The sequence below is a fragment of the Sphingomonas xanthus genome (assembly GCF_007998985.1).
Lineage (GTDB): Bacteria > Pseudomonadota > Alphaproteobacteria > Sphingomonadales > Sphingomonadaceae > Sphingomicrobium > Sphingomicrobium xanthum.
The window spans coordinates 959386-976959 of sequence record NZ_CP041659.1 but is presented as its reverse complement, the minus strand read 5'-3'; the positions used below and the strand labels follow the sequence as shown (position 1 = coordinate 976959).

Genomic DNA, 17574 nt, shown 5'->3' with positions numbered 1-17574 from the left:
TAACTCGCCGCCCCGCACACTGTTGCATTCAAGCAACGGCCATTAATCGTTCCGGTGCCGGACCATTGACTTTAGTTAGGGGGAGGGTGAGTTTCAGGGGTGATCACCGAGCGTGCGGGATGTGCGCCAGATACAAGTCTTAAAGGGGTATTTTATGAACTTCACGGCGCAAGCCCATCCCTATCGCCCTGGCCTGATGGTTGGCGTTTCGCTCGCGGCCATGCTTGCCGCGCAGCCGGCATATGCCCAGGACGCGACGACCGAGGATCAGGCGCCTGAAGCGGCACCGGCCGAGCCGGTCCCCGCCACGGCCCCCGCGGCCGTCCAGCAGGATGAGCCAATCATCGTCACCGGCACCCGAATCCGGGGCCGTCCCGAATTCACCAGCCCCGATCCGGTCGCGCTGATCGATCCCGAGGTCGCCAAGCGCGAAGGCAAGTTCGATACGGCGGGGATGCTCCAGTCCTCGCCGATCGCGGCGGGTTCGACCCAGATCACCGCGGCGATTTCGTCGAACTTCGTCACTCAGGGCGGCCAGGGCACGCAGACCATCGACCTTCGCGGCCTCGGCCCGAACCGCACGCTCGTCCTGCTCAATGGCCGTCGCGCCGGTCCCGCGGGTACTCGCGGCGCGGTCGCGGCGTTCGACCTCAACGTCCTTCCGCAATCGATCGTCGAGCGCGTCGACGTGCTCAAGACCGGCGCCTCGTCGATTTACGGGTCTGACGCGGTCGCCGGCGTGGTCAACCTGTTCACCAAGAAGGACACCGGCGGGCTTCAGATCGATGCCAACGCCTCGGTGCCCGGCCAGAGCGGCGGCGAGCAATATCGCCTCAGCGCGATCTACGGCAAGAAATTCGACCGTGGCCACATCATGGTCGCCGCCGATTATTACCGGCAGAAGGAACTTAAGCGCGGCGACCGCAAATATCTCGGCTGCCCGGAAGCCTATACCTTCACCGAAAGTGGCGACCGTGCCGACCTCATCGATCCGCGCGACGGCCAGTACAAGTGCGAAGACCTGCGCTGGGGCCATGTGTGGACCTACGATCTCGAATATCGTACGGGCCGTGGAACAGGTAATCTTCGACTGCCAGACGGCACCTATGTCGGTAGTTCTAATGGCGTCAACCTGATCCAGTTCCAGTATCCGGGAGAGACGCTCGGGATACCGCCGGCGGTCTTCCAGCCTGGAACGATGTTTTACGCCCCGCAAGGCGGACTGAACCAATTTTCGGCACCTGCTGGCTGGTTCCCGACCGGCTACGACGCCTCGTCGCTGGCTGTGCAGAACAGCTTCCATCCGTTCGTCAACGAACAGACGATTATCCCGGACACCAAGCGCTATACACTGTACGGCGAAGCGTCGTATGAATTGAGCAACAATGTCGAGGCTTTCGTCGAGTTCCTCGCCAATCGCCGGGAAACCTATCAGAATGGTTGGCGTCAGATCTGGAGCTTCGGGTACACGGAGGACGGAAGCCGCACCGGTGGGTTCCCGGGCACCTACTGGGCTCAAGGATGGGAAGGTTGGAACTGGCTTAGCCCGACCGGAATCACCAACCATAGCGACAGCAGCCAGAAAGTGGATTACCGCCGCGGCGTCGCCGGCCTCCGGGGCGACTTCGGCAGCTTCCTCAAGGGCTGGTCATTCGATGCGCATGTGCAGTATAGCCATTCGAAGGGCCGTTACCGGCAGGAACATTTCCTCCAGGAAATCTACGACGTCGCGTCGTTCCAGACCTCGTCCTGCGTGGGCACCACGCTGCCGATTTCGGGGAAACAGTGCATCGATCTTCCATGGACCGATCCTTACTTCCTGCGCGGCGAATATACGCCTGAACAGGCGGACTTCATGTTCGACTGGGAAGAAGGCAAGACGATCTACAAGCAGCTGAGCGGCGAAGTTGTCGTCAGCGGCAATGTCGTCGAGCTTCCGGCCGGCCCGCTCGGTGTCGCGCTTGGCGTTCACGTCCGCCGCGACAGCATCAAGGATACGCCTGGCGACATCACGCTTGCCGGCAACGCCTGGGGCTTTTCGACCTCGGGCATCACCGCTGGCGATCAGGTCACCAAGGAAGCGTTCGGCGAAATCAGCATTCCGCTGCTGTCGCGCAAGCCTTTCTTCAAGGATCTGACGTTTTCCGGCGCAGCCCGCGTCACCAGCGTAAGGGCCGAGCGGGATTCCGACGGCCTCAGCGAAAGCGACAACGGCAACTGGACTTACAAGCTGGGACTCAACTGGGCGGTCAACGACTGGCTGCGTTTCCGCGCCACCTATGGTACGTCGTTCCGTTCGCCGGCCTTGTTCGAACAATTCCTGGCCGATGAATCGTCGTTTATCTCCCAGCGTAACATCGACCCGTGCATCAACTGGTTCGCCAACCAGCAGGCTGGCGTGATCAATGACACGATCGCCAACAACTGCGCCACGGCAGGCGTTCCGCAGAATTTCGGGGGCGGTTCTATCACCGCCTCGGTCTTCTCATCGGGAGGCATCGGCTTCCTCGAAGCCGAAACCTCCAAGGCCAAAACCGCCAGCGTCATCCTGACGCCGTCGTTCAGCTTCCTGCCGGATACGCGCGTCAGCCTCGCGGTCGATTATTTCGATATCGAGGTGAAGGGCGAGATCGACCAGCTTGGCGCGGCGAACATCGTGCTGGGCTGTTACAGCAGTACCAGTTTCCCGAACGACCCGCTGTGCGACCTGTTCACGCGTGAGCCAACCGGGACGCTCAACGAGTTCGCGATCGATAACATCACCAATCCGTTCATCAACATCGCCAGCCAGCGGAACAAGGGCGTCGACGTCACGCTCGACGTCCGTCACCGGCTGGGCAGCATGGGCAATTTGAATTTCGTGCTGGCGGCAACGCGCCAGCTAAAGGACAATGTGCTGTTGCTTCCTGGCTCGCCGCTTGAATCCGACAATGGGGAAGCCGGGTCGCCGAAATGGGTCGGCGAAGCGAACCTCACCTGGACCTCGCGGGATCGCAAGTGGACCGTGTTCTACGGCATCGACTTCATCGGAAAAACGTCGAACGTCGGCGACTTCCTCGAAGACAATAGCGACGATGATCCGGCTACCAACGATCTGTGCATCGATTCGGTCAACGTCGTGACGGGCGACCCGTTGCGCGGCCTCTATTGCCCGGATCTCCGCCTGTCGCCGACCTGGTATCACCATCTGTCGGTGTCGCGGACTCTTGGTGATCGCGAGGAGTTCGAAATGACCTTGGGCGTCAGCAACCTGTTCAACACTAAGCCGCCGCGGATTTCGACGCTGAACGGCGGACAAATTGCGACGCTTGGCCAGACTGCGGCCGTATCGCAATATGACCTGATCGGCCGCCGCTACTTCGTGAACGTCACGCGACGCTTCTAGGCTGTCGCCACTTAAGGGGTGAATGGGGTGGGCGCCTGAGTTATCAGGCGCCCATCGCGTTTCTGCCCTGATCGATCCCGCAGTCGAAAGCCCTAGTCATGCCCGTCGTCTCCCTGCCGCCCGACACGCTCAACCGCGAAACCAACCGGTTCGAACAGGTCCCGCTGCGCCAGCCCCTATTTCTCAACAGCGTGCAGAAAAGCGGAAGTCACCTGCTGCGCAACATCATCCGCATGTTCGTGCCGGTGGAGCAGCAGTATCAAAAGCAGTTCGTCCAATGGGGGAACATGCCCGAGCATCTCGACGCATGGGATGCCGAGCGGAACCTGCTGAGCTGGGGGCACCTGTTCTTTTCGGACGCATCGGCCATCGAACTGGCGCATGTCCGCAAGATCCTGCTGGTGCGCGATCCTTATGACTGGGTGCTCGCGCGCGCGCGGTTCTTCATGTCGGAGAATTTCCAGGACAATCTGGACATGATCAAGGATGGAAAATTGTCGGTTGACGACCTTTTGTCGCTGATGATCTTTGGAATCCATGGCAAGTCGCCGCCGCTCGCCGACATCTTCCGCTTCAACGCCGCGGCCTGGCTTGGGTCTGACGTCTTTCTGGTTCGCTTCGAGGAATTGAAGGCCGCCTGCGCCGATCTCAATAGTGATGCGAGCCAAGCCTATTTCCGGGCGCTTCTGTCAGCCTGCGGAATCGATCCCGTCCCCGCGGACTGGCGAGAGCGGGTGATGATCGGATCGGACCGCAAATTGAGCGGGACGGCGCGCGAGAACCTGACTGGCGCGATCGAACTTCCCGAGGAACTGCCTGCAAGGCACAAGGCGTTGGTCGACTACGCGGCCCCCGGGCTTCGGCGCCTGCTGGGCTATAGCGAATAAGGACCAGCGAACGCCGTGATCAAAGCCTATCCCAAGCTTGCCGCTGCCCAGTCGGCATTGGATGCCGGGCGCTACGAGGAAGCCGCGCGGGTCGCGGTGGGCCATGTTCGCGATCACCCGGAAGATCCGCGCGGATTGGGGATGCTGGGAACCGTCGCAATGCGGATGGGCGCGCTCGGCCAGTCGGAGGCTTTCCTTCGCCAGGCCCTCGCCAAGGCCCCTGGCAGCGACCAGATCGCGCAGGAACTCGCGCAATGCCTGCACCAGCAGGAACGGCCGACCGAAGCGCTGCACCTGTTTGGACAATTGGAAAAGGAAAAGCCCGGCGACGCTCAGATCGGCCTGATGGTCGGGTTGATCCTCGACAAGCTGGGAAGGGCGGAAGAAGCGCATGATCGGCTCGAGCTGCTTGCACGGAAACATCCGGACAACAGCAACATCTGGCTGGCCCTGGCGCACAATCTGCGCTCCTCCGGCGACACCGACGCGGCGGTTGATGCCTATCGTCGGGCCATCGCCATCGATGAAGAGCGGGGGGATGCCTGGTGGGGCATCGCCAGCATCAAGAAGAAGCTGCTGAGCGACGAGGACGTCGCGACGATGCAGAAGGCGCTGGCAATCGCGATCGACGTTGCCAACATCGCGCCGCTTCACTTCGCGCTTGCGCGTGCGTGGCAGGATCGCGGCGAACATGCCAAGGCCTTCGACCATTATCAAAAAGGCAATCAGGTGCGGGCCGAGTCCATCGGCTACAACCGCGCCCAGCTGACCGAAGAAGTCGACACCTTCACGCGGCTGCTCACGGCCCAATCCCTCGCCCGCGGCTATTCCGCGGACGCGGACGGCCCGACCCCGATCTTCCTGGTCAGCTTGCCGCGGTCCGGTTCGACCCTTCTTGAACAGATGGTGGGATCGCACCCCGACATTGCCGCAGCCGGGGAGCTGCCCTATCTTCCCGCGCTTCTGCGTTCGACCATGGAAATGCATACGCGGCGCGGCACCACCGAAATCCCGCAGATGATCGCCGCCCTGTCGGACGATGAAGCCCGATCGCTCGGCAAGGAATATCTGCGGCGCGCGTCGCTCCACCATCCCGGCGACGTCCGCTATTTTGTCGACAAGCTGCCGCACAATTGGAGCAACATTCCCTTCATCAGGCGGATCCTGCCGCAGGCGAAATTCGTCGATATCCGGCGGCCAGCGATGGATTGTTGCTTTGCCAACTTCACACAGTCGTTTTCGCGCGCCCATGCCGCCAGCTTTGCGCTGGAGGACATCGGGCAATGCTATGTCGATTATGTCCGGCTGATGGACCATCTCGACTTAGTCGCGCCAGACCTGGTCGCCCATGTCAGCTACGCGCGTTTGATCGACCAGCCGGAGCCGGAGCTTCGCCCGCTGTTCGATTATCTTGGCCTGCCCTGGTCGGATGCGCCGCTTAATTTTCACAAGCTCAATCGCGTCGTCCGGACGCCAAGCGCCGAACAGGTTCGTCAGCCGCTCAATCGCAAGGGCGTGGGCGTGTGGCGGCCTTATGCCGAATGGCTCGGGCCGTTGCGCGACAAATTGGGACCGCTGGCCGAGGCCTAGGCTCGAAGCGCGGCAGCAGCCTCGGCTTCGCGCTGCTTCAGTCGGGCCAGTTGCGCCATGCCATTTAGGTAGGGCGGCGGGACCCACTGGTCGCGATAATCAAGCTCCGCTGCGGCGCGCAGCGTCCACATCGGATCGATCAGGTGGGGCCGCGCCAGGGCAACGAGGTCGGCGCGCCCCGCGGTCAGGATGGCATTGGCCTGGTCGAAATCGGTAATGTTGCCGACGGCCATCGTCGCCAGCCGGGCCTCGTTCCTGATCTTGTCCGAAAATGGCGTCTGGAACAGCCGGCCATAGACCGGCTTGGCATCGGCCCAGGTCTGGCCGGCGGACACGTCGATGAGGTCCGCCCCTTCCTGCGCGAAAGCTTCGGCGATGTGCACCGCCTCGTCGGGGGTAACCCCCTGGTCACCCGCCCAGTCCGTCGCGGAAATGCGCACCGACATGGGCCGGTCGGCGGGCCAGGCCTCGCGCATCGCGGCAAACACCTCGAGCGGATAGCGAAGGCGATTTTCCAGGCTTCCGCCATAGTCATCGGTTCGCCGGTTCTGCAGCGGGGTGAGGAAGCCTGACAGTAGATAGCCGTGCGCGGCATGGAGTTCGATCATGTCGAAGCCGGCTTCGATTGCCATGCCGACCGAGGTGACGAACTGCTCGCGGACTTCGTCCATATCCGCGCGCGTCATCGGCCGCGGCTGCTGGTTGCCCGAGCTCCACCGTACGTCGGACGCTGCGATCAGCGGCCAGTTGCCGCATTCCAGCGGGGCATCCATCCGCTCCCATCCCAACTGGGTCGAGCCCTTGGCCCCCGAGTGCCCAAGCTGGAGGCAGATCTTCGCCTTGCTGTTGGCATGGACGAAATCGGTGATCCTTCGCCAGGCCGTGATATGTTCCTCGGACCACATCCCCGTACAGCCCGGCGTAATCCGCGCGGTGGGGGACACGCAGGTCATCTCGGTAAACAGCAGCCCCGCGCCGCCCTGCGCGCGCGCGCCGAGATGGACGAGGTGAAAGTCGTTGGGGGTTCCATCCTTTGCCGAATATGTGGCCATCGGCGATACAACGATGCGATTGGACAGCGTCAGCTCGCGAAGCTTGAACGGGGCGAAAATGGGCGGGGCCTGCCGCGGTTCCCCGCTGGCCCGTTCCCAGAACTTCGCTTCGGTAGCCGCCAGCCAGTTGGCGTCGCGCAGACGGAGGTTTTCATGACTTATCCGCTGCGACCGGGTCAGCAGCGAGTAGGCGAATTGCCACGGTTCGAATTGGAGGTAGCGGTCGACCGTCTCGAACCATTCGGTAGAGTTTCGGGCGCTGTTCTGAAGCTTGAGCACCTCAAGGTTCCGCTCGGCTTGATATTCGGCCAGCGCAAGTCGCCTGTCGGTGCCAGCGCGGTTGAGAACCTCAGCTAGCTTGATGCCGTCCTCGAGGGCCAATTTGGTCCCCGACCCAATTGAAAAATGGGCGGTGTGCGCCGCGTCCCCAAGTAGGATCAGTTTGTCGCGATGCCATCGTTCGCAGGTGATCCTCGGGAACCGAAGCCAGGCGGCCGGGCCGGCGAGATGGGCGGCATTGCTGAGCAGCGGCTGCCCGTCGAGATATTTGGCGAAGATCCGCTCGCACAGCGCGATCGCATCTGACCGGTCCATGCGGTCGAAACCAAGATCCGCCCAGGTCTTTTCCGAACATTCAACGATGAAGGTCGAGCAATCGTCGGCGAACCGATAGGCATGGGCCCAGACCCAGCCCGCGTCGGTCTGCTCGAAGGCGAAGGTGAAGGCGTCGAACACTTTTGGCGTGCCGAGCCAGATGAAACGGTTTGCCCGCTGCTCGATATCCACCCCGAAGTGATCGGCATGGGCCTGGCGAAATCGGCTGTTCGCGCCGTCCGCCGCGATCACCAGGTCCCAGTCCGCCCAGTGATCGGGATCGACGCTACAGTCACGCTCGTAGTGGATCTCGACCCCCAGTACGCGCGCGCGATCGGCGAGGATCTCCAGCAGCCGCTTGCGGCCGATACCGATGAACCCGTGACCCGATGAACGGACACACTCCCCGTGAACATGCACGTCGATATCGTCCCAATGGGCGAATTCATCGGCGATGACGCGCGCCGAGACGGGGTCATTGGCCATGAGATTTTCGAGCGTCTGGTCGGAAAACACCACGCCCCAGCCGAAGGTTACGCCTTCGGCATTGCGCTCGAACAGATGCACTTCATGGCGGGGATCCCGGACCTTCATCGAGATTGCGAAATAGAGCCCGCCAGGCCCGCCGCCGATGCACGCGATTTTCAATCTGAACCCTCCCGCAAACCGCCATGCTAGCGAGATTGTTAACGGCTTGCACCCGGCAGTGAGTCGCTAAGCCGCTGCGCCGAGTCGCCCCGATACCCATTCCATTCTTGGCGGAAAATCCCGAACTGGGACGATCAACCAACATTTTTTTCCACAGCAGGACCGGTCCTGACCACTTTGCCGAAACCATAGTCTCGACCCGCAAAAGGGCCGTTAACTTTTCGCTAACCAGTGTCATAAAATTAACCAACGTTAATAGCATTCGAATTTGTTGAATCTATTCGCCAAGTTTCACTGATGTCCTTCGCAGTCCATTTCCAATTATGGCTTCTAATTGCGGATATCTTGTCAATTGATCTAAACTGTAATTGAATATCGATTTAAAGATTAACCATGTTCTACATGCGGCCACATTCAAAACTGCCCGAACAGCTTATGCACTTTAGGCCACCAAACTTGAAACTTTCATCGGGAAGGTGTTGTTTAGTCTGACGAGCGCGGGGGCGGTCTCGAGTATTCGTGACGCCATTAACCAGAAACGGTTAACGCACGACCACCCCGGCTAAATCGACAACCGTCGCCGCGAAGTTCGCGGGATGAGAGGGCAAGGGGTGGCTATGCGGTACGAAGACTCTTCGAACACTGGAGCGTTTCAGGGCTCTGGACCGATCGCCAATGACGATTTCGACGCGCTGCCGGCAGGCTCGCAGACGCCAGCGACTGGCAACCTTATTACGGGTGAAGGCACCCAGACGGGTTCCGCGGGCGCTGACAGCGCGGCAGGCGGTCGCATCACCTCCATCACCGGCAAGGGCGGCGAGGACAGCAGTTTTGCCGCCGGCAAGCTGGACGTCGCGGGCGAATTCGGCCGTCTCAGTGTCGATGCCGAAGGCAATTATGTCTACCGCGCCAACCCGGGCGTCGAAAATGTCCGGGATAGGTTTACCTATACGCTGGCCGACAGCCAGGGGAATAATGCTGCTGCGGCGCTGACGATCGAGATCGGCAAGACCCCGGTGGTGATCCAGGCCAATGCCCAGCAGGTCGTGCCCGGACCCGACGGCGTTGTCCTGCTGCCGCCCGGTGTCGACCTGTCGGATATTATGATCGTCGGCCGCAACCTGGTCGTGATGCTTCCCGACGGCACCCAAATGATCATCGTCGACGGCGCGATTTTCGTGCCGCAACTGGTGATCGACGGTGTCGAGGTGCCGGCGTCCAACGTTGCCGCCCTGCTGATCGGGCAGGAGCCGCAACCGGCAGCTGGCGAATCGCCGCCGTCGAGCGGCGGTAATTTCGCGCTTCCGCCGCCTCCGCTGGATCCGGGCGTTCCCCTTGGCGACCTGATCCCTCCGACGGTTTACAACTATAACCCTCCCGAAGTTCGCGAAGTCTTCGACATTCTCGACCGCGAGCCGGAAATTTTCATTGATCCGGGCAACGGCGTTCCGGTGATCAATGCCATCGATACCGTCAACGAGGCCGGCCTTCCGATCCGCAACGGCGGCGAGCCAGCAGGTTCGGGCGAGGTCGCGGACGGCAATGGATCGAACAACAGCGATCCTAGCGAGGCAACTACCGGCACGATCATTTACAACTCGCCCGACGGTGTCAGTTCAATCACCCTCAATGGGGTGCCGATCACCGCGGTCGGCCAAGTGTTCAACGGAACCTACGGGACGCTGACAATCACCAGCATCGCGCCGGGCGCGATCGGCTATAATTATGTCTTGCTGGACAATACGTCGGGCGACGCGACGGTCGACAATTTCACCGTCAGCCTGACCGACAACGACGGCGACGTCGCGACTGCGACGCTGGCCGTGCAGATCGTCGATGACGTGCCCATCGCCCGTCCCGATACCGACGCGGTAGCGGCCGGTACCTATGGACCGGAACTGGGCAATGTTCTCACTGGCGTCGGAACGACCTCGGGATCGGCTGGTGCCGATACGGTGGGGGCCGACAATGCCACGCTGACCGGTGCGACCGGCGCGGGGGCCACCACGCCCATCGTCGGCGGCTTTACCGTCGTTGGCCAATATGGCGTGCTGACCATCAGCGCGAGCGGGGATTACAGCTACGTCCGCAATCCGGGCACGCCGGGCGGCGTCCAGGATGTTTTCAATTACACGCTCACCGACGGCGATGGCGACGCCCGTTCGACGACGCTCACCATCAGCATCGGTGACGCGACGCCCGAAACGCGTCCCAATCCGACCACGTTGCTCGATGACGATGCCTTGCCTGGCGGCATTCCGAATGGCGTCGGCGATGATCCCGATGGCCAGAATACGGGCGGATTCCTGTCAGGGATCGGCGGCGACGGGCCGCTGAGCTTCAATGTCCTGCTGACCGGCGCGCCGGCCGGCTTCACCTACGAATCGGGCGGGTCCGGGGTTGTCCTCGTCAAGCAGGGCGGAGTCACCGTATTGACCGTCACCGTCAATTCGACGACCGGCGCCTATACGGTCGTCCAGAATGCCCCGATCCAGCACGCCGCGGGCGGCGATGAAAACAACCAGCTGTTCACGATCAACTACAACGTGACCGATGTCGACGGCGACACAGCGCCGGGCACGATCAACATCAATGTCGATGACGACAGCCCCGAGATGGGCCGGGCCGACGTCAACCTGCCGAGCCTGCAAGTCGACGAGACGGATCTCGCAACCGACGCCAGCGCCGATTTCTCGGTGGTGTTCGCCGGTGCCTATGGGGCCGACGGCCCGGGCACGACGGTCTATGCTGTCAGCACGGTCGACGGTACGAACAGCGGCCTCGTCGATGTCGCCACGGGTCTGCCCGTCCTACTCTATAACATCGGCGGGCAGGTCGTCGGTTCGACCTCGGCCAGCCTTGCCGGCGTGACCGCGGGCAACACCGTGTTCACGGCCAGCGTCAACAGCAGCACGGGTGTGGTGACGCTCGACCAGCTGCGTGCGGTCGATCACCCGCTCAACCCCAATCCGAACGATCCGGTTAGTCCGATCGCGACCTCGATCCAGCTGACTGGCACGATCACGGATGCGGACGGCGATCCGGCCAGCCTCGCCGTCAATATCGGCGGCAATCTCACCTTCTTCGACGACGGCCCCAGCGTCGACGTCACGCTGAGCGGCGCGGGCGAGCCGACACTGGTTACCCAGGATTCGGAAACCGACGGCAACCCGACCTCGCAGGACAGCGCGACGGCCAGCTTTGCCGCCAACTTCTCGGTCAACGCCAACGGCGGCGCCGATGGCCTCGCCTCGCAGTCACTCAGCTATGCGCTGGGCGTCTCGGCGGCGGGCGTCGACTCCGGTCTCGACCAGGGCGGAGCCAATATCTACCTGCACCTCATTGGCGGGGTCGTGGTCGGTTCGACCTCGGCCAGCGCCGCGGGCGTCAACGCCGGCAATACGGTGTTCAACGTAACGGTTGATGGCAGCGGCAACGTCACGCTGACCCAGTTCAGCCAGATTGACCATCCGCCGGCCGGCGATCCCTCGCCGACCGGAAGCCCGTTCGTCGACCATGTCGCCAGCCTGACCGACAGCCTGGTCACCTTGACCGCGACTGGGACCGTCACCGACGGCGACGGCGACACGGCAAGCGACAGCCAGACGCTGAACATCGGCGCCAACCTGCAATTCCAGGACGATGGTCCGGATGTTGCGGCGGTGTTGACCGGAGCGCTGCTGAAGCTTGACGAGACCGATGGCGTCGGGGTCCCCGGCGAAGTTGACGCGCCGGGCGGAAACCTCGGCACCATCACGGTAGCTGCGGCCACCCTGTTCACGGTGAGCCAGCCCAATGTCAGCGCCGATACGCCGACCACGCTCAGCTATTCGCTGGCGTTGAGCGCCGACGGTGTGGCCTCGGGCCTGCTGCAATCGGCCAGCAATGCGCCGATCTACCTCTACAGCATCGGTGGTGTGGTCACCGGTTCGACCTCGGCCACCTTGGCCGGCGTCAATGCCGGCAACACCGCCTTCACGGTCAGTATCGACGCCAATAGCGGCGCCGTGACCATGACCCAGTTCCAGGCAGTCGAGCATGGCAACACCAGCTCGCACGACGAGGATTCGAGCAGCCTGACAGCCGGCGTGCTCAGCGTCCGGGTCAACGCCACCGACTTCGACGGCGACACCGACAGCGCAAGCGTCGACCTCGGCAGCATCATCCGCTTCGAAGACGATGGCCCGACCATCGACGTCGGCGTCAATGGTCAGGTGTCCGAGCCGACCCTAATCACCCAGGACGCGGAGACCGATGGCAACCCGACGACGCAGGACAGCGCGTCTTCGGCAGCGAATTTCGGCGGCGTGTTCAGCCTGGCTTTCACCACCGGATCGGACGGTGCGGCCACCCCGACCCTTAGCTATGCGCTCGGTGTCTCGGCGCCCGGCGTCGACTCCGGCCTCGATTCTGGCGGGGCGACCATTTACCTTCACCTGATCGGCGGCGTGGTCGTCGGCTCGACCTCCGCCTCGGCGGCAGGCGTCAATGTGGGCAACACCATTTTCGACGTCGGCGTCAGCGGCGCCGGTGTGGTCACGCTCACCCAATATGCGCAGATCGATCATCCGTCAGGCGGCGATCCGTCGCCGACGGGCAGCCCATTTGCCGACCATGTCGCCACCATGGCCGACAGCCTGATCACGCTGACAGCCTCGTCGACCATCACTGACAATGACGGGGATTCGGCGACCGACAGCGCGACCGTCAACATCGGCGCCAACCTGATCTTCCAGGACGATGGCCCGGACGTGTCGGCGGTTCTCACCGGTACACTGCTCAAGATCGATGAAACCGACGGGGTCGGTGTCGGCGCGGAAGTCGACCCGGTCGGCGGCGATCTCGGCACAGTGACCGTAAATCTTTCCTCGCTGGTCACGATCAGCCAGCCGAACGTCAGCGCCGATTCTCCGACGACGCTCAGCTACTCGCTGGTGCTCAGTGGGCAGGGCGTGGACTCCGGTCTCGACGTATCGAGCAACAATGCATCGATCTACCTCTACAACATTGGCGGCCAGATCGTCGGCTCGACCGCTGTCAGCCAAGCGGGCGTGAATGCCGGAAACACCGCCTTCACTGTCAGCGTCAACGCCGGCACCGGCGCGGTGACGATCACCCAGTTCCTGGCGATCGAACATCCGACACCGGGTGCAAGCCATGACGAAGACTCGCTGCCGATCGCAGCGGGCGCGCTCAACCTGCGGGTGACGGCGACCGACTTCGATGGCGACACCGACTTCGCGCAGGTCGATCTGGGCAGCGTCATCCGCTTCGAAGATGACGGCCCGACCGCCCAGAACGATGTCGACGTGATCGTCGGCGGCAACGGCCCGGCGACCGGCAATGTGCTGACCGGCGTCGAAGTCGCGGTTGGTGAGGATGCCAACAACACTGACGGCGTCGCCGACAATGTCGGCTCCGACAGCCCGGGTTCGGTGACCTTCATCGCCAGCAATAATATCCCGGCCAACACCGATGGTACCTATACGGCCGGCAACCTGGTGGTGAACGGCCAATATGGCACGCTGACCATCAACGCCAACGGCGACTACAGCTATGTTCGCACGGGTGGTCCGGGCGGCGTGCAGGATGTCTTCACCTACACGCTGACCGACGCCGATGGCGACACGACCACGGCAACGCTGACGATCAGCATCGAGGATAATTTCCCGACACTGCCGGATCCGGCCTTGGTGCGCCTCGACGATGATGCGCTGGCCGGCGGCAATGCCGACGGCCCGGGCGACGACGTCGACTCGGCGGGCCTGCCTGGCCAGCTGGTGGGCAGCGGCGGCGACGGTGACCTCGATTATTACTTCACCGGCCTCAATACGCTTCCGGCCGGTTTCTCGGTCAATGTCGCGGGCCTTCCCGGATCGATCCAGGTCCTGCAGGGCGCGACGGTCGTCCTGACGGTCACGCTGAACAATGAGACCGGCGCCTTCAACGTGGTGCAGAACAACCCGATCCTGCACCCGGCCGACAATGGCGGACCGGACGACAATATCGAGAATAACCTGCTGTTCCAGATCGGCGTCGAAGTCCGCGACGAGGACGGCGATGTCGAACCGGCGACCATCTCCATCAACGTCGACGATGACACGCCAACCATCAACGTCACGAAGGCCGCGGACGCGGGCGTCATTCTGACCACCGATGATGCGCAGACGGTCGGTGCAGCCACCGATACTGCGGTCAGCACTGCGAACTTCGGTGGCGTCTTTGGCCTTGTCCAGTCGGCTGGTGCCGATGGTGCTGCTGCACCGGCGGCGCTGAGCTTTGCGCTCGACGTCACCGGGTACGCCGGCGGTCCTGGCGGCATCGATTCCGGGCTCGACCAGGGTGGAGCCAATATCTTCCTCTATGAAATCGGCGGCAAGGTTGTCGGTTCGACCTCGGCCACACTGGCCGGCGTCAACGTTGGCAACACCGTGTTCGATGTCGGTGTCAGCGCGACCGGCGTGGTGACGCTGACCCAGTACAGCCAGATCGACCATCCGCCGGGCGGCGATCCGAGCCCGACAACGGCTCCGTTTGCGGATCATATCGTCAGCATGGCCGACAGCCTGGTGACGCTCACCGCCTCGGCGACGCTGACCGACAATGACGGCGATACCGTCAGCGACAGCGAGACGGTCAACATCGGCGCCAACCTGCGCTTCACTGACGATGGCCCGTCGGCGGCGATCCAGGTGACCGCGCAGAACGTGAGCCTCGACGAATCGGTCGGTATCCAAGCGGACTCCAACGACACCGCGAGCGCCAGCGTGATCGCCCTGTTCGCGGGCGTTGCAAACAAGGGGGTCGATACGGACCTCCCGCAATATGCGACCAGCGCTTCCGCGATCGTGACCTCCACGGGCTCGATTTACGGCGCCGACGGCGCAGGAACGACACTGTTCGGCTTGAGCGTCGCTCCAGGCGGCGTGGACTCGGGCCTCGATACGACGGCCGGGGTGAACATCTTCCTGTTCAACGAAGGCGGCGTGATCGTCGGTCGCGTAGGTGCGACTGCAGGCGTGGCAGCAGGGGGACCCGCAGCCTTCGCCATCGCCATCAATCCGGCGACGGGCATTGTCAGCACGGTCGAATATCTTTCGATCCTGCACCCCAATACCGCTGATCCTGACGATAGCGTTGCCATCCTTAACACCGCGGTCCAAGCCACGGTGACGATCACCGATTTCGATGGTGATACGGCGACTCAGTCGGTCAATATCGGCAGCCGGATCCAGTTCCAGGATTCGGGTCCGGTGATGACCGCGGCATCGAACATCAACATCCAGAACAGCGGGGACGTGGCGCACACCGGCACCTTCGCGTTCAACCTGGGTGCCGATGACGGGCCGACCAACAATGACGTGATCAAGCTGGTCACCGGCAGTGCCACCGTGGGCGGCAATCCGGTTCAAAACTGGAACCTGGTTGCAGGCGCGGAGAATGCGACCACCGCCAGCTACACGTTCAGCTTCAACTATGCGAATGGTCCAGGCTCGACGGCACTAGCGACCGGGACCCTTACCTTCAACAAGTTGGCGGGCACCTACACAGTCGACCTCGACGCTCCGATTTCGTCGTTCAGTATCCTGCAGACGGCATCGGGTACCCTGTTCCAGGGCTACGAGTTCGGTACGTCGACACCGGATGGGTCGCAGCCGGCGATTTCGGTCACGCAGATCCAGGGTACGCCGGGGAACCCGCTGCCTACCGACCTGTTCGTCCAGTTCACCAGCGTGTCCGAACCGGCTTCCGGTACCGGCGACAATAATCTGGAATTCACGACGTGGGTTCCGGGCGCCGACAACCCTCCCCCGGTCCCTGCAGGCGGTGATACGGCCTGGAACGCGGGTGATCTGTTTAACCAGACGGATGGCTGGGTATCGACATCGAACGACGCGAACGGTGTGGACGGCGATACGATCCAGGGCCACGAAGTGATCGACTTCACCTTGGTCCAAGGAGCCAATCCGACGGGAGTGCTGGCCCAGCCCGCGAGCTACGGCCAAGCATCGTCAATGTTCCTGAAGTTCGACGGCATCGGCGCCCAGGAAGACATGATCATTGTCTTGAAGCTCTACGATCCGAACACCAATAGCTACACTACACGCGCGCTGATGGTGCAGAACGCGGATATCCAAAAGGGACCGGGATCGGGTCCTGGAGCCTATTCGGCGATCACGCTCGACAATAATGACGGCTTGGTCATCATCGAGTCCAACGACTATAATGCTCCTGGCGAAAACTGGGTGATCGTCGGCGCGCAGATCGCCGGGTCCGATCAAGGCCTGACCGGCAGCGCTATCAACTTCAACCCCGCGCTTGGTGCTGGAGGCGGCAGCAATACTGTCGGCGCTTTCCAGGACTTCTCCACTGACACGCACGATGGTCCGTTCAAAATCTCGTCCATCGGGTTCCTGACGACAAACTCAACGCCGCAAAATGCGCAGCTGACGTTCAATGTGACAGTCCAGGACGGTGACGGCGACACGGTGACGCAAACCATCGTTGCCAGCGTCACGTCCAGTCCGGACTCGTCGACGCCGATTGCCTTGGCGCCCGCGACGACGTCGATCATGATGGTCGACTCCGAACCGGCCAACGACGGCTTCTCGCTTGCAGCCGACAGCTCCAACGACAATTATCGTGCGAGCGGCCCGGACAAAGGCTTCGGCCAGGCCGGCAACAGCGGCGTAATGGCCGGGATCGTCGCGGCGGCGGGGATGCAGTCGGTCGCGGGCAATGCCCATGGCCGCAGCTTCGACGCCCATGAAAGCAATGGCCCTGACCTGGCCGCAGGCGATAGCTTCGCCATGAGGGTCGCCCCCGCGGATGCGCCGGCCAGCCAAGCCACTGGCCTGGCAGCGGATGGCGAATCCGGTGACCCTGGTCAGTCCCAGCAGTCGACGGTCAGCTTCAACGACTTTGCCGACCAGTCCGGCGGCGATGCGAGTGTCCAGTCTCATGGCCCGGCCATTCCGGCCGACCTGCCGCACGGCGGATCGTCCGAAGCGGCAGCGGCGGCGCATGGCCCGACGGCGGCAGCCCCGGCGGTTGCAATGCCGGGCGCCGAGGTGCTGGCCGCTCTGAGCCTGGACGTGGGCGCGCAGCGGGGCGGCTCGGTGGAGCAGATCCTGGCTGACGCGCTCGGACCCGACGCTCCGCCGACAGTCGACGGGTTGCTCGCGGCGCTCGGAGTGAGCGGGCCGGGCGATGCTCAAGTCCAGTTGGCAAGCCCGGTCGATATGACCGTGCCGGCGTGGGACACGCCCGGGGCCGGGGCTTTCGCTTCGGGCTTCGACATGATGATCAAGATGGATGCGCAGATGCTCCATCACGACGCGGTTCAGCCGGTTATCAACGGCTGACCAACAGGGGAAGGTTCTCCCTGGTGGACGGGGAGGCCTTCGCCTGAAGACCA

5 protein-coding genes are annotated in these 17574 nt (G+C 62.8%); 4 read left to right on the top strand and 1 reads right to left on the bottom strand.

What is annotated here, in order from left to right:
• Positions 1 to 154: 154 nt before the first annotated feature.
• The 3 genes from FMM02_RS04870 to FMM02_RS04860 all read left to right on the top strand — a co-directional run bounded on the left by FMM02_RS04870 (position 155) and on the right by FMM02_RS04860 (position 5862).
• Positions 155 to 3385, top strand: a complete 3231-nt coding sequence (locus FMM02_RS04870; RefSeq protein ID WP_147493809.1) for a TonB-dependent receptor domain-containing protein — start codon at positions 155 to 157, stop codon at positions 3383 to 3385.
• 98 nt (positions 3386 to 3483) lie between these two features.
• Positions 3484 to 4272, top strand: a complete 789-nt coding sequence (locus FMM02_RS04865) for a hypothetical protein (protein WP_147493808.1) — start codon at positions 3484 to 3486, stop codon at positions 4270 to 4272.
• Positions 4273 to 4287: 15 nt separating this feature from the next.
• Positions 4288 to 5862, top strand: coding sequence for a tetratricopeptide repeat-containing sulfotransferase family protein (locus tag FMM02_RS04860; RefSeq protein WP_147493807.1), 1575 nt, complete (start codon positions 4288 to 4290; stop codon positions 5860 to 5862).
• On the opposite strand, the gene FMM02_RS04855 is transcribed toward FMM02_RS04860, so the two are convergent.
• A complete protein-coding gene (locus FMM02_RS04855; RefSeq protein WP_147493806.1) occupies positions 5859 to 8156 on the bottom strand; it encodes a bifunctional salicylyl-CoA 5-hydroxylase/oxidoreductase in 2298 nt (765 codons plus the stop codon). The genes FMM02_RS04860 and FMM02_RS04855 overlap by 4 nt on opposite strands.
• Before the next feature lie 617 nt (positions 8157 to 8773).
• On the opposite strand from FMM02_RS04855, the gene FMM02_RS04850 reads away from it, so the two are divergent.
• Positions 8774 to 17521: a DUF5801 repeats-in-toxin domain-containing protein gene (locus tag FMM02_RS04850; protein ID WP_147493805.1), complete on the top strand. Its 8748-nt coding sequence runs from the start codon at positions 8774 to 8776 to the stop codon at positions 17519 to 17521.
• The last annotated feature ends 53 nt before the right edge of the window (positions 17522 to 17574 follow it).

Coding starts and splice junctions, on each gene's coding strand:
- FMM02_RS04850 (WP_147493805.1), top strand. CDS start 8,774: ATGCGGTACGAAGACTCTTCGAACACTGGAGCGTTTCAGGGCTCTGGA.
- FMM02_RS04865 (WP_147493808.1), top strand. CDS start 3,484: ATGCCCGTCGTCTCCCTGCCGCCCGACACGCTCAACCGCGAAACCAAC.
- FMM02_RS04870 (WP_147493809.1), top strand. CDS start 155: ATGAACTTCACGGCGCAAGCCCATCCCTATCGCCCTGGCCTGATGGTT.